General features: G+C 63.3%; 15 protein-coding genes. 12 read left to right on the top strand and 3 right to left on the bottom strand.

The features are described from left to right. Window positions 1-3: 3 nt before the first annotated feature. The 3 genes from OIU19_RS11105 to OIU19_RS11095 all read right to left on the bottom strand — a co-directional run bounded on the left by OIU19_RS11105 (window position 4) and on the right by OIU19_RS11095 (window position 4,937). On the bottom strand, window positions 4-2,766 hold the full coding sequence (locus OIU19_RS11105; RefSeq protein WP_264235136.1) for a dermonecrotic toxin domain-containing protein: 2,763 nt from the start codon (window positions 2,764-2,766) through the stop codon (window positions 4-6). 261 nt (window positions 2,767-3,027) lie between these two features. Further along, the gene (locus OIU19_RS11100; RefSeq protein WP_264235033.1) at window positions 3,028-3,372 is read right to left on the bottom strand and encodes an EscU/YscU/HrcU family type III secretion system export apparatus switch protein; all 345 of its coding nucleotides are present in this window, start codon (window positions 3,370-3,372) and stop codon (window positions 3,028-3,030) included. Next, on the bottom strand, window positions 3,369-4,937 hold the full coding sequence (locus OIU19_RS11095; protein ID WP_264235032.1) for a flagellar hook-length control protein FliK: 1,569 nt from the start codon (window positions 4,935-4,937) through the stop codon (window positions 3,369-3,371). Before OIU19_RS11095 ends, OIU19_RS11100 begins: the two co-directional genes overlap by 4 nt. Window positions 4,938-5,089: 152 nt before the next feature. On the opposite strand from OIU19_RS11095, the gene ccmA reads away from it, so the two are divergent. From ccmA to OIU19_RS11035, 12 genes are all read left to right on the top strand, one after another. Continuing rightward, complete coding sequence (gene ccmA / locus OIU19_RS11090; protein WP_264235031.1) at window positions 5,090-5,722, top strand: cytochrome c biogenesis heme-transporting ATPase CcmA; 633 nt, start codon at window positions 5,090-5,092, stop codon at window positions 5,720-5,722. Next, window positions 5,719-6,387 (top strand): heme exporter protein CcmB, encoded by a 669-nt coding sequence (gene ccmB / locus OIU19_RS11085; RefSeq protein ID WP_264235030.1) that lies wholly within the window; start codon window positions 5,719-5,721, stop codon window positions 6,385-6,387. The genes ccmA and ccmB overlap by 4 nt, the downstream gene beginning before the upstream one ends. Window positions 6,388-6,444: 57 nt before the next feature. Beyond that, window positions 6,445-7,212 carry a heme ABC transporter permease gene (locus tag OIU19_RS11080; RefSeq protein WP_264235029.1) on the top strand — a complete coding sequence of 256 codons (768 nt, stop codon included), beginning with the start codon at window positions 6,445-6,447 and terminating at the stop codon, window positions 7,210-7,212. Next, window positions 7,209-7,385 carry a heme exporter protein CcmD gene (gene ccmD / locus OIU19_RS11075; protein ID WP_084858204.1) on the top strand — a complete coding sequence of 59 codons (177 nt, stop codon included), beginning with the start codon at window positions 7,209-7,211 and terminating at the stop codon, window positions 7,383-7,385. The genes OIU19_RS11080 and ccmD overlap by 4 nt, the downstream gene beginning before the upstream one ends. Beyond that, window positions 7,382-7,837, top strand: a complete 456-nt coding sequence (gene ccmE / locus OIU19_RS11070) for a cytochrome c maturation protein CcmE (RefSeq protein ID WP_264235027.1) — start codon at window positions 7,382-7,384, stop codon at window positions 7,835-7,837. Before ccmD ends, ccmE begins: the two co-directional genes overlap by 4 nt. Next, on the top strand, window positions 7,834-9,822 hold the full coding sequence (locus tag OIU19_RS11065; protein WP_264235026.1) for a heme lyase CcmF/NrfE family subunit: 1,989 nt from the start codon (window positions 7,834-7,836) through the stop codon (window positions 9,820-9,822). The genes ccmE and OIU19_RS11065 overlap by 4 nt, the downstream gene beginning before the upstream one ends. Further along, a complete protein-coding gene (locus tag OIU19_RS11060) occupies window positions 9,819-10,355 on the top strand; it encodes a DsbE family thiol:disulfide interchange protein (RefSeq protein WP_264235025.1) in 537 nt (178 codons plus the stop codon). The genes OIU19_RS11065 and OIU19_RS11060 overlap by 4 nt, the downstream gene beginning before the upstream one ends. Further along, the gene (locus tag OIU19_RS11055; protein WP_264235024.1) at window positions 10,352-10,840 is read left to right on the top strand and encodes a cytochrome c-type biogenesis protein; all 489 of its coding nucleotides are present in this window, start codon (window positions 10,352-10,354) and stop codon (window positions 10,838-10,840) included. Before OIU19_RS11060 ends, OIU19_RS11055 begins: the two co-directional genes overlap by 4 nt. Beyond that, complete coding sequence (ccmI, locus tag OIU19_RS11050; RefSeq protein ID WP_264235023.1) at window positions 10,833-12,026, top strand: c-type cytochrome biogenesis protein CcmI; 1,194 nt, start codon at window positions 10,833-10,835, stop codon at window positions 12,024-12,026. The genes OIU19_RS11055 and ccmI overlap by 8 nt, the downstream gene beginning before the upstream one ends. Window positions 12,027-12,038: 12 nt before the next feature. Further along, a complete protein-coding gene (locus OIU19_RS11045) occupies window positions 12,039-12,446 on the top strand; it encodes a hypothetical protein (RefSeq protein WP_264235022.1) in 408 nt (135 codons plus the stop codon). 189 nt (window positions 12,447-12,635) lie between these two features. Continuing rightward, window positions 12,636-13,574 carry a 2-hydroxyacid dehydrogenase gene (locus OIU19_RS11040; protein WP_264235021.1) on the top strand — a complete coding sequence of 313 codons (939 nt, stop codon included), beginning with the start codon at window positions 12,636-12,638 and terminating at the stop codon, window positions 13,572-13,574. A 33-nt stretch (window positions 13,575-13,607) separates the two neighbouring features. Next, on the top strand, window positions 13,608-14,396 hold the full coding sequence (locus OIU19_RS11035; RefSeq protein WP_264235020.1) for a PhzF family phenazine biosynthesis protein: 789 nt from the start codon (window positions 13,608-13,610) through the stop codon (window positions 14,394-14,396). The last annotated feature ends 157 nt before the right edge of the window (window positions 14,397-14,553 follow it).

The raw sequence follows: 14,553 nt of genomic DNA, 5'->3' as shown, positions 1-14,553 counted from the left end.
CATTTAGGTAGTGATCCACGCATGCTGGCCACCGACTTTGGCAAAGCGGCTGAGGGGCAATAGCTCTTTTTCAACGAGCATCCAAGCCTGCAGATTCACGTACAACCAGCTTTTGGTGCGGGGCAGGCCATACAGCTTTCTGAGCTGGCGCAGTCGGTACAGATCGGGGAGCAATCGGTCGACCACATCGGTGAACAGGGCCGGCCCGGTGAGGCGATTCAAGCGACTGGCGTACTCATAAAATCCTGTTGGGTCTTCAGCCAGGCTTGGCTTGCTACGATAGAGATCCGGTTCGCTCTGATAGCGTGCGTGCATTTCATCAGAAATGGCCACCAAGGTCGGGTTGCCTGGGTGGCTGCCGATCATGCTGGTATTGTACTGAAAGTGCATCCCTAGTTTTTCATTGGACATCGCCGGATGAAGCAGCAAGCCGTTTTTGCTGGTCGCCAGCTCCACCTCATCGATCGCCTCTGCCACGCACGCTCCGGCGCCAATACAGCCCAAGCGCCTGCCGCTGGCGGCAAGTAACTCATCGTCCAGGTCCATGTACAAACCGCCCTCATGGTGCAGCATTGGGTAGCGCAGTACATCGCAGGCCGACGGGTAGTTGGTGGCGACTCCTGCATTGCCATCCAAAGCGTCCTGGTACTGAGCGAAATACTTGCTTTGCTTGAATGAGATGAAGAAAGGTTGCTCCTCCAGTGTATGAACTTGCAGGTCAGGGGCCTTGCTCTTGAGTAGACGCAGGTTTTCCGTGTGCGCGACAGCGTCTGCGTGGGACAGGTACAACCGGTACTGATAGGCGCCGCCCTTGAGCCGCTTGGCGTTCTTGGCAACGTTTTCCAACAGCTCTGCGCCGATGACCTTGTCTCCGACCCAGAGCGAGGTGATTGTCTTGGGAATCGCCTCGCCACGTAGTGGCACAGGCAGCTCTACCGGTATAGGTAGGTCTATCCCTAGACTGCGCAGGGTGGTGACCCGCATCGGATTTGTGACGGATCGAGCATGCGGGTCAGCGCGCTCGACGGCGAATTCACCTGGAGTAGCTTGGTAGTAGGGTGCGTTGACCTCATTGAGGCGGCTTTGCTCAATGAACAGATCGAACTCCATGTCATAGACCAGCTCCAGCTCGACTAGGACGTTACCTTCAATGATCGTCAGAGCGCTGAGCCGGTCGGCCATGCCTGTGTACTGAGGAATGCGTGAAACCGGGCTTTCTCCAGAGGGCAGGTCATCCAGTGGGGCAGTGGGATCGGGGCTGTGGAAGTAGGGCGCGACATCCAGTTCGGGCAGCCGCGGCGGGTCGCTCGGGCTCAGCGGGTAGCCTATCTGGTCGTTGACTCGGCTCGGCAAGACAAAGCCATCGGTTTTGAGCCGGAATATCTCGGCACTTTTGGTCAGGCCCGCCACTGCCAAGGGCGTGGCATTGAACAAACCGTAAGCAATGTTGCTGACGCCATCAGCCTTCGCCTCCTGCGTCTTGCCATTGATCGCCTGATCCAACCCCAGGCCTAGCTGGGCTATGCCACCGAGCGCGAGCAGCGGGGCCAGGCCAGGTATTACGAAGGTCATGGGCATTAGCAGATTGAGCGCAGAGGTGAGATAGCTACGCCATCTGGCCTTGGTGACCTCGCTGTTGCTGGTGATGATGAAGTCGGCATCGGCGTAACTGCGCTGCTGTTGTCGCAGCGTCACAGCCATGAACAGATCGCCGGTTAGCCGTGGGTTGTACTTTACCGGTCGGTAGTTGACATAGTCGCGTGGCGACCAGCGTCCGTCAGTCGTAAAACCTGGTCGATCAGAAGACAGTCGATGGACGGCAGGGTAATCGCCCATGCCCGCCAGGGCTGTGTCAAGGCCACTGAAGTCGAGGCCATCTGGTCCATCGGCGAGGTTGAAATACTGTTTGAGCGCTTGACGTTTGGCGGAGGACTGACACTGTTCGCCGAACCAGTCCTTGAGCAGGTTTTGGTTGGCAAACTCCAGAAACGGCGAACTGTTGCCGGGTAGGTACAGCAGGCTCAGGTCGGTCTCGCCTTCGTTGATGAACAGAAGGTCTGTTGCGGCATACCCGTAAACGGACAATGTGCTCAAGCGCAGTTTGCGTCCTCGTGGTATCAGCCTCGCGGCACGCCAGACCAGCTTTCGTGCCGCGTCACTGAGACTGCCTTCGCTGACTTGCTTATTGCAGGCAGCAATGAAGTTGAGCTTGCTGGACAGGCGATGACTGTCCAGATGTTGTTGCCAATAACGGTCGAGCTGCGCGCGGTAGTGGGAGTGGAAATCGAGCTTTTCGATAAAGCGCTGGAATTTTTCCGCGGGTATGTGTACCTGTGTGGCGGGCTCGTAGCGCATCGGGTCGGTGCGGCGGAACAACCCATTGAACACTTCAAACGCGGCGCTGTTATCGAACGGCCCGAGTGGCGGCAGGTGCTCGACGATCTTGATTGGGCCATTGGGCAAGGTGCCCGCCCAGGAGGCCGAAAACAGGGCGCCTATGGCGTCGTTGTTGGATTCGCCTTGCCAGTTGCCCAGCACCGCCTGAGTCAGGCTCAGGCGCTGCCTGATCAGCGCCTGATAGCCCTGTGGGCCATCAGGGCGATAGTGCAAGGTGACCACATCGATCCGGTCTGGATCCAAGGCCAGGCCGTTGCTCGATGCCCAGTCGCGTATGGCCTGAGCGGCCTCACGGTCAGGACGCGGAAAATTTGCCAGATGGGCGCGCACGTACTGTACGCCGGCAGCGTTGATGAGGGATGGGGTCATGTCGGTCACCCAGCTTAATAGGAGCAGTTAGGTTCACCCAAGGCTCTTTAAGCGGTGCGGTACATAGTGCTGCGATAGAGCCGCCGGGCGTGGCGCAGTGCACCCGCTGCGTCGCCACTTTGCCCATGGCCTATCGAGGCGCTCTGGCCCAAGGGGCGCCGGGCTTGAGCACGCTGTACCCACTCACTGAGGTTGAGCACTGCATGCTGGGGGCTGAGCCGCAACAGCCATTGATTCAGGGCGGGCGCAATCTGGAGAGGGTTAGAGCTTGCTAGGTCCCATCGGCAGGCCAAGTGGGGGCGCGGTGATATCGCGTTCGTTTACAGCCTCGTCGTTGAACCCTGCCGGCACCTTGCCGCGCAACTGCCAAGCAAAGGCAATGATCTCGGCGATGGTCAGATACAGCGCCTCGGGGATCTGCTCGCCCAACTCCAGGCGTGCCAGCAGGCGCACCAATTCTGCGTTCTCATAAATCGGCACTTCATGTTCGCGGGCGATCGCCAGGATCGCTTCGGCCAGGGCGTCATCGCCCTTGGCGCTGAGCGTGGGCGCTTGTTGGCCGTCGTAGCTCAGGGCGATGGCCTGACGTGGCGGTTGCTTGCTCATGCGGTTTCGTCCACCCAGCGTTGCTCCAGTCGGGTCCGAGGGCCTTGCGGCGGGATGCCGGGGCGGCACTCCAGATCCCCTACATCCAGGCCACGCTGCAGCAGACGCTCACGCAGGTGGCCCAGCTGGCTGTCGATCAGCTCGGCGGTACGCGGTAGCTCCGCCCACAACTGGCCGGACAGCCGGCCTTGGCTCAGTTGCGCCTGCACCTGCAACGGGCCAAGCGGGGCCAGGTCGAATGCCAGCTCGATGCGCCACAGCGATTGCTGTGGATCACGTTGCTCACGCTGCGGGTCGGCTTGCTGCTGCGGCGTCTCCTCGCGTTGCAGTTTGACCTGCAAGGGGATGAAGTCCTGGCCATGACGCACGGGGATCTCGGTTTGCCAGGTGGTCTGCAGGTTGCCGTTTTCCAGCGTACCGGTCTGCTGCAAGCTGGACAGGGCATGGCTTTGCAGGCGCGAGATGGCGGCGGCGGCCAGGCGCAGCAGCTGTTGCAGGTCGGCCTCCTGCTCAAGGCTTTGCAGCAGGCGCGAGGGCAGCGGAAAACTACCCGGTTGTGGTCGCGGGCTGACCTTGTCGAGCATCCCCAAGGCACTGCGTGCCATGCCAGGCAGCACCTGGGCTAGGGTGTTGGCGGCAATGGCTGGGTTGAGTAGTGGGTTGCCCGGCACGCCGGGCAAGGCTTGCGCCACCAGCCTGACCAACTGCGCCTTGAGGTCGGGCACGATGCCTGCGCTCAAGCCGCCCAGCAGTTTCGCCTCAAGAAATGCGCCGCTGTTGTTCAGCGCTTGCGCCACCGCCTTGGCATCGCCCAGTTGACTGGCTTGCGGCAGGCTGGCCAACAGGCGCTCGGCGCTGGCACGCAGTGCGCCATTGCCACCAGCGCTGCTGGTCAACTGTTGCAGCGCGCTCAACAGCCCTGGCAGCGATGCCTGTCGGCTCTGTTGGGAGGCCAGCTGCTGGGAGATCAGCAATTGATCCTGACGACCGCTCAGCGGTACGAAACGCAAAGATTGATCACTCTGCACCAAGGCGCTGAGCAGGCTGCCGACCGCCAGTGGCCGGGGGCTTTCGATGCTCAAGGTGGCGCCGGCCTGGCTGCTGTTGAGCAGGCTGACCAGCGAACGGAAACTGGCCGCCTCGCCCGGATTGACCGGCAGCGCCTGGTTAGTCAGCACTTTGCCTTGCAGCAGGGTGCCCACCGGTATTTGTGCGGTGTCCAGGCGGGTGAGGGTGGCGACGTTGCTGGCGTTGGCCTGCTGCACCATGACCGCCAGGCGGTTGCCGTCAGCCTGGCTGACCATCAACTGAGTGCCGGGTGGCAGTGGCTGGCTGGCAGTGGTCTGAACTTGGCTCTGGGTTCCGTTGGCCAGGGTCAGGCGCAGCAGCAACTGGAAGTCGACGCCGAGCTGGCGCAAGGACATCACCTCGGCCTTGGCCGTTTCGCCAGGCGGCACGATACCGGGCTGCGGCTGCAGCAGGCGCAGCAGTTCGCCGGTCATGGCGGCCTTGGCCGCTTGCGGGCCTAGCGCGGTTTGTGCGCCGAGACTATTGATTTCGGTCATGATTGTATACAACCTGTGGAGCCAGCCCTCTTGGCAGCGAGTCGTCGCATGTAATAATGCCGTCCGCGCCGCCCGCCACTGCCCACTATAACGGCAGGGCAGGGGGTGACTTGAGATATTGGCCGAGACCCGACACAGAATAAGGCGAAACCGTGACCCTGGACCTTCAAGCCACTGGCCTGGCCTGCGAGCGCGACTGGCGCCTGCTGTTCGAGCACCTGGATTTTCAGCTGCGCCCTGGCGACATGCTCCAGGTCAGCGGCCCTAACGGCAGCGGCAAGACCAGTCTGCTGCGCCTGTTGGCGGGGTTGATGCAGCCGACTGCCGGACAGATCCTGCTCAATGGCCAGCCGCTGACCGAGCAGCGCCATGCCCTGGCCAGCATCCTCTTGTGGATCGGCCATGCCGCTGGCATCAAGGACCTGCTCACTGCCGAAGAGAACCTCGCCTGGTTGTGCGCCCTGCACCAGCCCGCCACCCCCGAGGCGATCTGGCAGGCGCTGGCAGCGGTGGGCCTGCGCGGCTTCGAGGATGTGCCGTGTCACACCTTGTCGGCCGGCCAGCAGCGCCGCGTGGCGCTGGCTCGGCTGTATCTGCACAGCCCACCGCTGTGGATCCTCGACGAACCGTTCACTGCCCTGGATAAACAGGGTGTGGCTCAGCTTGAGGCGCATCTGGCCGCCCACTGCGAGGCCGGTGGCACGGTCGTGTTGACCACCCATCACAGCCTCGAGCGCAAGCCGTCCGGTTATCGTGAACTGAATGTGGGGCAGTGGGCGGCATGAGCGTATTCGTCCTGTTGTTGCGGCGCGAGGCCCGTCTGTTGTTCCGCCGCCCGGCGGAGTTGGCCAACCCCTTGGTGTTCTTCGCCATCGTGGTCGCCCTGTTTCCACTGGCGGTCGGCCCTGAGACACAATTGTTGCAAACCTTGTCGCCGGGGCTGGTCTGGGTCGCCGCATTGCTGGCGGTATTGCTCTCGCTGGACGGGCTGTTTCGCAGTGATTTCGAGGACGGCTCGCTCGAACAATGGGTGCTGTCGCCGCATCCCTTGCCGATGCTGGTGCTGGCCAAGGTGCTGGCGCACTGGATCTTTTCCGGGCTGGCGCTGGTATTGTTGGCTCCGCTCCTGGCATTGATGCTTGGCCTGCCAGCGAGTTGCCTGCCAGTGCTGCTCGCCTCGCTGCTGCTGGGCACGCCGATACTGAGTTTGCTCGGCGCGGTGGGCGCGGCGCTGACGGTCGGTCTCAAGCGCGGCGGTTTGCTGCTGGCGTTGCTGATCTTGCCGTTGTATATCCCAGTATTGATCCTGGGCAGTGGCGCCTTGCAAGCGGCGTTGCAGAATATGCCAGCGACCGGCCATTTGTTGTGGCTGGCCAGCCTGACTGCCCTGGCTGTGACCTTGGCACCCTTTGCGATCGCGGCCGGCCTGAAGATCAGCGTCGGCGAATAACGAGATCTGGGCCTACGGATTGACGCCTAAAGCCCAGACAAGACCGGATGTACCCTGATGAAAATAAGCTGGACGTGGTTCCATAAGCTCGGTTCCCCCAAATGGTTCTATGCCATCAGCGGCCGCATGCTGCCGTGGCTGACCATCGCTGCCATCGCGCTGCTGGCGGTGGGCATCACCTGGGGCCTGGCGTTCGCCCCGCAGGATTACCAACAAGGCAACAGCTTTCGCATCATCTATATCCACGTGCCTGCTGCCATGCTGGCGCAGTCGTGCTACGTACTGCTGGCGGTGGCCGGCATCGTCGGCCTGGTATGGAAGATGAAGATCGCCGATGTCGCCCTGCAGTGCGCGGCGCCCATTGGCGCCTGGATGACTGCGGTGGCATTGCTGACCGGGGCGATCTGGGGCAAGCCGACCTGGGGCAGCTGGTGGGTCTGGGACGCCCGCCTTACGTCGATGCTCATCCTGCTTTTCCTGTACTTCGGCATCATTGCGCTGGGCCAGGCGATCAGCAATCGTGACAGCTCGGCCAAGGCCTGCGCGGTGCTGGCGATCGTCGGTGTGGTCAATATTCCAATCATCAAGTACTCGGTGGAGTGGTGGAACACCCTGCATCAGGGCGCGACCTTCACCCTCACCGAAAAGCCCGCCATGCCGGTCGAGATGTGGCTGCCGCTGCTGCTGACGGTGCTGGGCTTCTACTGCTTCTTCGGCGCGGTGCTGCTCGTGCGCATGCGCCTTGAAGTGCTCAAGCGCGAGGCGCGCGCCAGTTGGGTCAGGGAGGAAGTGTTGAACAGTCTGGGTCAGAGGGCGGTGCGATGAGCTTTGCCTCGTTCGGCGATTTTCTCGCCATGGGCCACCATGGCCTGTACGTCTGGTCGGCCTACGGCATCTGCCTGGCCGTGCTGGCGCTCAATGTCGCGGCGCCACTGCTGGCCCGACGTCGCTACCTGCAAGAAGAGGCGCGCCGTCTGCGCCGGGAGAACAACCAGTGAATCCGCAGCGCAAGAAACGCCTGTTGCTCATCCTCGGCCTGCTGGTCGGTGTCGGCATCGCCCTTGGCTTCGCCCTGAGTGCCCTGCAGCAGAACATCAACCTGTTCTATACACCGACCCAGATCGCCAACGGCGAAGCGCCGCAGGACACCCGCATCCGCGCTGGCGGCATGGTCGAGAAAGGCTCGGTACAGCGCTCGACCGACTCGCTGGACGTACGCTTCGTGGTCACCGACTTCAACAAGTCGGTGCCAATCACCTACCGCGGCATCCTGCCTGACCTGTTCCGCGAAGGGCAGGGCATCGTCGCCCTGGGCAAACTCAATGCCCAAGGCGAGGTGGTAGCCGACGAAGTACTGGCCAAGCACGATGAGAAATACATGCCGCCAGAGGTCACCAAAGCCCTTAAGGAAAGCGGCCAGGCGGCAAGTGGCGTGGAGCGCAAACCATGAACGCAGCCTTGGTAGTCCCTGAATTGGGCCAGTTGGCGATGATCCTGGCGATCTGCTTTGCCGTAGTGCAGGCCAGTGTGCCGCTGCTCGGCGCCTGGCGCGGCGACAGCCTGTGGATGAGCCTGGCGCGCCCCGCGGCCTGCGGCCAGTTCGCCTTCCTCAGCTTTGCCTTCGCCTGCCTGACCCACGCCTTCATGACCGACAACTTTTCGGTCGCCTATGTCGCCAGCAACTCCAACAGCGCCTTGCCCTGGTACTACAAGTTCAGCGCAGTGTGGGGCGCGCACGAGGGCTCGCTGCTGCTGTGGGCCTTGATCCTTGGCGGCTGGACCTTTGCCGTATCGGTGTTCTCGCGCCAGTTGCCGCAGGTGATGCTGGCCCGGGTGCTGGCGGTGATGGGCATGATCAGCGTCGGTTTCCTGTCGTTCCTGATCATCACCTCCAACCCGTTCCAGCGCCTGCTGCCGCAGGTGCCAACCGATGGTCGAGACCTTAACCCCTTGTTGCAGGACTTCGGTCTGATCGTCCATCCGCCGATGCTCTACATGGGCTACGTCGGGTTCTCGGTGGCCTTCGCCTTCGCCATCGCCGCCTTGCTCGGCGGCCGCCTGGATGCGGCCTGGGCGCGCTGGTCGCGGCCGTGGACCATCGTCGCCTGGGCCTTTCTCGGCGTCGGCATCACGCTGGGCTCGTGGTGGGCCTACTACGAGTTGGGCTGGGGCGGTTGGTGGTTCTGGGACCCGGTCGAAAACGCCTCGTTCATGCCCTGGCTGGTCGGCACGGCGCTGATCCACTCGCTGGCCGTCACGGAAAAACGCGGAGTGTTCAAAAGCTGGACGGTGCTGCTGGCGATTGCCGCCTTCTCGCTGAGCCTGCTGGGCACCTTCCTGGTTCGATCCGGGGTGTTGACCTCAGTACACGCGTTTGCCGCCGACCCTTCACGCGGCGTGTTCATCCTGATCTTCCTGCTGTTCGTGGTCGGCGGCTCGCTGACCTTGTTCGCCCTGCGCGCGCCAGTGGTCAAGAGCCACGTAGGTTTCGCCCTGTGGTCGCGTGAGACGCTGCTGCTGGCCAACAACCTGGTGCTGGTGGTGGCGGCGTCGATGATCTTGCTCGGCACCCTCTACCCACTGGTGCTCGATGCCCTGACCGGCGCCAAGCTGTCGGTCGGCCCGCCGTATTTCGATGCCTTGTTCCTGCCGTTGATGGCGCTGCTGATGGTGGTGCTTGGCGTCGGCGTACTGGTGCGCTGGAAAGACACTCCCGGCAAGTGGCTGGCAAGCATGCTGACCCCGGTACTGATTGGCAGCGCGATCCTCGCGCCGCTCGCAGGCTTTATCGCCGACGATTTCGACTGGCCGGCGCTGGCGACCTTCGCCCTCGCGGCCTGGGTGGTTCTGGCCGGGCTGCGCGACATCCTCGACAAGACCCGCCACAAAGGCCTGGGCAAGGGCCTGCGCGGCCTGTCGCGCAGCTACTGGGGCATGCACCTGGCGCACCTGGGCCTGGCGGTGTGCGCCCTGGGCGTGGTGCTGTCGAGCAACAACAGCGCCGAGCGCGACCTGCGCATGGCGCCGGGCGAGAGTGTCGAGCTGGGCGGCTATCACTTCCTGTTCGAAGGCGCCAAGCACTTCGAGGGGCCCAACTTCATCTCCGACAAGGGCACCGTGCGGGTCTCGCGTGATGGCCGGGAGATCTCGGTGCTGCATCCCGAGAAGCGCCTGTACACCGTGCAGCAGTCGATGATGACCGAGGCTGGCATCGATGCCGGCTTCACCCGAGACCTGTATGTCGCCCTCGGCGAGCCGTTGGAAAACGGCGCCTGGGCGGTGCGGGTGCACATCAAGCCTTACGTTCGCTGGATCTGGCTGGGCGGTCTGTTGACCGGCCTGGGCGGCGTGCTGGCGGCCTTCGACCGGCGCTACCGCGTCAAGGTCAAGACCCGGGTCCGTGATGTCCTGGGCGTGTCTGGAGCAACTGCATGAAGCGTTGGATCATGGTCGTGCCATTGGCGGTGTTCCTGCTGATGGCGGTGTTTCTCTACAAGGGGCTGTTCCTCAAGCCCGATGAACTGCCTTCGGCAATGATCGGCAAGCCGTTCCCGGCGTTCTCCCTGGCCTCGGTGCAGGGTGAGCGAACCCTGAGCGAGGCTGATCTGCTGGGCCGCCCGGCGCTGGTCAACGTGTGGGCCACCTGGTGCCCATCGTGCAAGGTCGAGCACCCGTACCTGAACCAGTTGGCCGAGCAGGGCGTGGTGATTCATGGCGTCAACTACAAGGACGACAACGCCGCCGCGCTGAAATGGCTGGCCGAATTCCACAACCCCTATCAGCTGGACATCCGCGATGAGCAGGGCAGCCTCGGGCTGGACTTGGGCGTGTATGGCGCGCCGGAGACCTTCCTGATCGATGCCAAGGGCATCATTCGCTACAAGCATGTCGGCGTCGTCGATGCCACGGTGTGGCGCGAGCAGTTGGCACCGCTGTACCAGGGCCTGGTCGATGAGGCCAAGCCATGAAGCGGGGGCTGGCAGTCGCTGTGCTGGGGCTCTTTCTCGGCTTGGGCCTGGCCGGGGTGGCCAGGGCGGCCATCGATACCTATCAGTTTCGTGACGACGCCGAGCGCGAGCGCTATCAGCAACTGACCAAGGAACTGCGCTGCCCCAAGTGCCAGAACCAGGACATCGCCGACTCCAACGCGCCGATCGCCGCCGACCTGCGGCGGGAGATCTTCCGCATGCTCGGCGAAGGCAAGAGCAATCAGCAGATCGTCGAGTTCATGGTCGACCGCTACGGCGACTTCGTGCGCTACAAACCGGCGCTGAACGGGCGCACTTGGCTGCTCTGGTTCGGCCCGGGGATCCTCCTGGTCGGTGGCTTCGTGGTGCTGGCGGTGATCGTCCGTCGGCGTCGGCGGCCAGTGCCGGCTGGCTCCCAGGAGCTGTCTGCCGAACAACGCGAACGTCTCGCCAAACTGCTGGAAAAAGAACGTACCCATGACTGAATTCTGGCTTAGCGCGGGCCTGCTGTTGCTCGCTGCCCTCGGTTTTTTACTGATCCCGATCCTGCGTGGCCGTCGTCGCCAGCAGGAAGAAGACCGCACCGCCCTCAACGTGGCCCTGTACCAGGAACGGGTTGCCGAACTGGCCGCCCAACAGGCTGCCGGCGTGCTCGATGCCGAGCAACTGGCGAGCGGCCGCGATGAAGCGGCCCGCGAGCTGCTGGCCGATACCGAAGAGGCCCAAGCGCCGCGCCAGGGCCATCTGGGCAAGGCGCTGCCGCTGCTGGCGGCGGTACTGGTGCCGGTGATGGGGTTGGGGCTGTATCTGCATTTTGGCGCTGCCGAGCAGGTCGAGCTGACCCGCGAATTCGCCGAGGCGCCCAAGTCCATGCAGGAGATGACCAGCCGTCTGGAGCGCGCGGTTCAGGCGCAGCCTGATTCTGCCGAGGGCCTGTATTTCCTCGGTCGCGCCTATATGGCCGACCAGCGCCCGGCGGACGCTGCGCGAACCTTCGAGCGTGCGGTAGCCTTGGCAGGCCGTCAGCCCGAATTGCTGGGACAGTGGGCGCAAGCCTTGTATTTCGCGGCTGATAAGCAGTGGAGCGCGCAGGTGCAGGCGCTGACTGACGAAGCCCTCAAGGCTGATCCAAAAGAAGTGACCAGCCTGGGGCTGCGTGGCATCGCTGCGTTCGAGGGCGAGCATTATCAGGAGGCTATCGATTATTGGCAGCGCTTGCTGGCGCAATTGCCCGAGGGTGATGCCTCACGAGCGGCGTTGCAGGGGGGGATCGATCGCGCCGCCGAGAAACTTTCCACTAGTCCTGGCAAGCCTGCGCAAGCGGCGCCTGCGGCGCGTTTGAAAGTGCGGGTGGAACTGGCTGCGGCGCTCAAGGACAAAGTCCAGCCAGGCGACACCGTGTTCATTTTTGCCCGCGCCAGCAATGGTCCGCCCATGCCGGTCGCGGCCAAGCGGGTGACCATTGCGCAGCTGCCAATCGACGTCGAGTTGTCCGATGCCGACGCGATGATGCCGCAGATGAAACTGTCCGATTTCAGCGAAGTCCAACTGGTTGCACGCGTCTCGCGCGCCGGCCAGCCGACCCAAGGTGAATGGGTTGGCCAGAGCGCACCGCTGAGCAACCGCACTGCCGGCACTCAGCACCTGACCATCGACAGCCCCGACCGCTAAGAGAACCCCTCCATGAACAGCACCGTCCGCTTGACCCTGATCACCCTGGCCCTGGGTCTGTCTGCGTGTACGGTGCGCGAGCCGGTCGAGCAGCCATTGCCACCGATCGAAAGCGTACCGCCGCGTCCAGGTCCGGCAGTCAAGCCGCTACCGGGTACTCAGCCGAGCAAACCAGCGGCGATTCCCAAGCCGATGCCGCGCACCTCGGCCAGCTTCGCACCGCCACCGGGTGGCGCCAGCCACTGGGATCCGAAGCTGGGCGTGTATGTGCTGGAGAAAAAAACCAACACCTTCTACCGCCAGCGCACCTACTACCGCTATGACGGCGGCTGGAGCTGGTCGCTGAGCCCGGATGGGCCGTGGCAGGAGACCGATAGCAGTGGCGTGCCCGGAGGCCTGGGGCGTGCCTTCGCCCAATAGGGTGCCTCATCGCGGGGCAAGCCCGCTCCCACGCCATCTGCGTGGGAGCGGGCTTGCCCCGCGATGAGGCCGGGATTGGCCTGCTAGAATTCGCTAACCAATACAGTACAGTCAGCGCCTAATTCTCCAATTGACTGTACTGGCCACTAACCGCGCATAATCCCCCCTCGCATTGAGCCGGAGGGGTGCATGAGCAAGACAGTCCTGGTACTGGTTGAAACCGTCGACGATTACCTGCCATTGCTCGAACAGGCCGGCTACCGCCTGATTCGCGCGCCATCGCCACAACTGCGCGCCGACGCCATCGTGCGCCATGCCGGCGAGATCGATGCAGTCCTTACCCGCGGGCCACTGGGCCTGACCGCCGCCGAAATCGACGCCCTGCCCAAGTTGCAGATCATCTGCGTGATCGGCGCGGGCTACGAGCAGGTCGACTTGCCTGCCGCAGCGGCGCGCGGCATTACCGTGACCAATGGCGCTGGCGCCAATGCGCCAGCCGTCGCCGACCACACCCTGGCCCTGCTGCTGGCCCTGCTGCGCGATATCCCCCGCGCCGATGCCAGTACCCGTCGCGGTGAATGGAACCGGGTCATCAGCCCCTCGGTGTCGGGCAAGCGCTTAGGGATTCTCGGCCTGGGTGCGGTCGGGCTGGCGATTGCCAAGCGTGCTTCGCTGGGTTTTGACATGGCCATCAGTTACCACAGCCGCACCCCGCGTGAAGACGTTGCATACAGCTGGTACGACAGCCCGCAACACCTGGCCGAGGCGGTCGATATTCTGGTGGTGGCCACCCCGGGCGGTGCCAACACCCACCATCTGGTGGACGCGCAGGTGCTTCAGGCGCTGGGCGCCGAGGGCTATCTGGTCAATATCGCCCGCGCCAGCGTGGTCGACACCCAGGCGCTGATTGAAGCCTTGCAGCAAGGCACGATCGCGGGCGCTGCCCTGGATGTGTTCGATGACGAGCCGTCAGTGCCCGAGCCGCTCAAGGCGCTGGGCAATACCGTGCTGACGCCTCACGTTGCCGGGCAATCGCCGGAGGCTGCACGCGATACCGTGGCCCTGGTGCTGCGTAACCTGCAGGCATTCTTCGCTGGCGAGCCGGTATTGACCCCGGTTCGTCCTTGAGCATTTTGGTTTTTCGACCGTGGAGCTTTTTGCATGCAACTTGAGATCTTCCAGGTAGATGCGTTTTCCGCCCAGCCCTTTGGTGGCAACCCGGCAGCGGTGATCCCCCTTGAAAACTGGCTGCCCGATGAGCTGCTGCAACGCATTGCCGAAGAGAACAATCTGTCCGAGACCGCCTATTTCGTGAAAAACCAGGCGGGCTATGACTTGCGCTGGTTCACCCCGACGGTGGAGGTCGATCTGTGTGGGCATGCGACCTTGGCGGCAGCCTGGGTGCTGTTCGAGCAGCTGGGGGAGCAGGCGCAGGTGTTGCGGTTCAATACCCGCAGCGGCGAGTTGCGCGTCAGCCGTGGCGCTGATGGCTTGCTGGCGATGGACTTCCCGGCCAAACAGCCGGTGGCGGTCGAGACGCCGTCGGGCTTGCTCGAAGCGCTCGGCTTGAGCCGCGCCCGCGGGGTCTATCGCACAGACGATTATTTGGTGGTGATTGACGATGCCTCGCTGATCGAGACCCTGGCGCCGGACTTTGTCGCGTTGGCCGGGTTTGACGTGCGCGGGATCGCGGTGACTGCGCCGGGTCGTGGGTTTGATTTCGTCACCCGCTGGTTCGGGCCGCGCGTAGGGGTCAATGAAGACCCGGTGACCGGTTCTGCCCACACATCGCTGGCGCCATACTGGGCCGAGCGCCTGGATCAGAGCAGCCTGAGCTGCGAGCAGGGTGGCGCGCGTAAGGGCCAATTGCACTGCCAGGTGCCTGGTAATGGCCGGGTGATCATCAGTGGCAAGGGCGCGTTGTATCTGCGCGGTACAGTATTCATCTGACCATTGAGGCGGGTAGGCGCTTGGCTTGGCTGGTTCATGCGCTTACCGTGCCATCATCGGCAATAACCACTCGAATAAACCGCCACGCCCCTCTGCTCGCCCTCCAGGCAAGTGCGCTACAATCCGCCCCTTGTACCCAGTTCAATGATTTTGAAGG

The organism is Pseudomonas sp. BT-42-2 (genome assembly GCF_025847435.2).
GTDB lineage: Bacteria > Pseudomonadota > Gammaproteobacteria > Pseudomonadales > Pseudomonadaceae > Aquipseudomonas > Aquipseudomonas urmiensis.
Note: the sequence above shows the minus strand (reverse complement) of the source record. Positions and strands in the feature narration are given on the sequence as shown.

Coding starts and splice junctions, on each gene's coding strand:
- OIU19_RS11040 (WP_264235021.1), top strand. CDS start 12,636: ATGAGCAAGACAGTCCTGGTACTGGTTGAAACCGTCGACGATTACCTG.
- ccmI (WP_264235023.1), top strand. CDS start 10,833: ATGACTGAATTCTGGCTTAGCGCGGGCCTGCTGTTGCTCGCTGCCCTC.
- OIU19_RS11045 (WP_264235022.1), top strand. CDS start 12,039: ATGAACAGCACCGTCCGCTTGACCCTGATCACCCTGGCCCTGGGTCTG.
- OIU19_RS11095 (WP_264235032.1), bottom strand. CDS start 4,937: ATGACCGAAATCAATAGTCTCGGCGCACAAACCGCGCTAGGCCCGCAA.
- OIU19_RS11100 (WP_264235033.1), bottom strand. CDS start 3,372: ATGAGCAAGCAACCGCCACGTCAGGCCATCGCCCTGAGCTACGACGGC.
- ccmD (WP_084858204.1), top strand. CDS start 7,209: ATGAGCTTTGCCTCGTTCGGCGATTTTCTCGCCATGGGCCACCATGGC.
- OIU19_RS11060 (WP_264235025.1), top strand. CDS start 9,819: ATGAAGCGTTGGATCATGGTCGTGCCATTGGCGGTGTTCCTGCTGATG.
- OIU19_RS11055 (WP_264235024.1), top strand. CDS start 10,352: ATGAAGCGGGGGCTGGCAGTCGCTGTGCTGGGGCTCTTTCTCGGCTTG.
- OIU19_RS11065 (WP_264235026.1), top strand. CDS start 7,834: ATGAACGCAGCCTTGGTAGTCCCTGAATTGGGCCAGTTGGCGATGATC.
- ccmB (WP_264235030.1), top strand. CDS start 5,719: ATGAGCGTATTCGTCCTGTTGTTGCGGCGCGAGGCCCGTCTGTTGTTC.
- OIU19_RS11080 (WP_264235029.1), top strand. CDS start 6,445: ATGAAAATAAGCTGGACGTGGTTCCATAAGCTCGGTTCCCCCAAATGG.
- OIU19_RS11105 (WP_264235136.1), bottom strand. CDS start 2,766: ATGACCCCATCCCTCATCAACGCTGCCGGCGTACAGTACGTGCGCGCC.
- OIU19_RS11035 (WP_264235020.1), top strand. CDS start 13,608: ATGCAACTTGAGATCTTCCAGGTAGATGCGTTTTCCGCCCAGCCCTTT.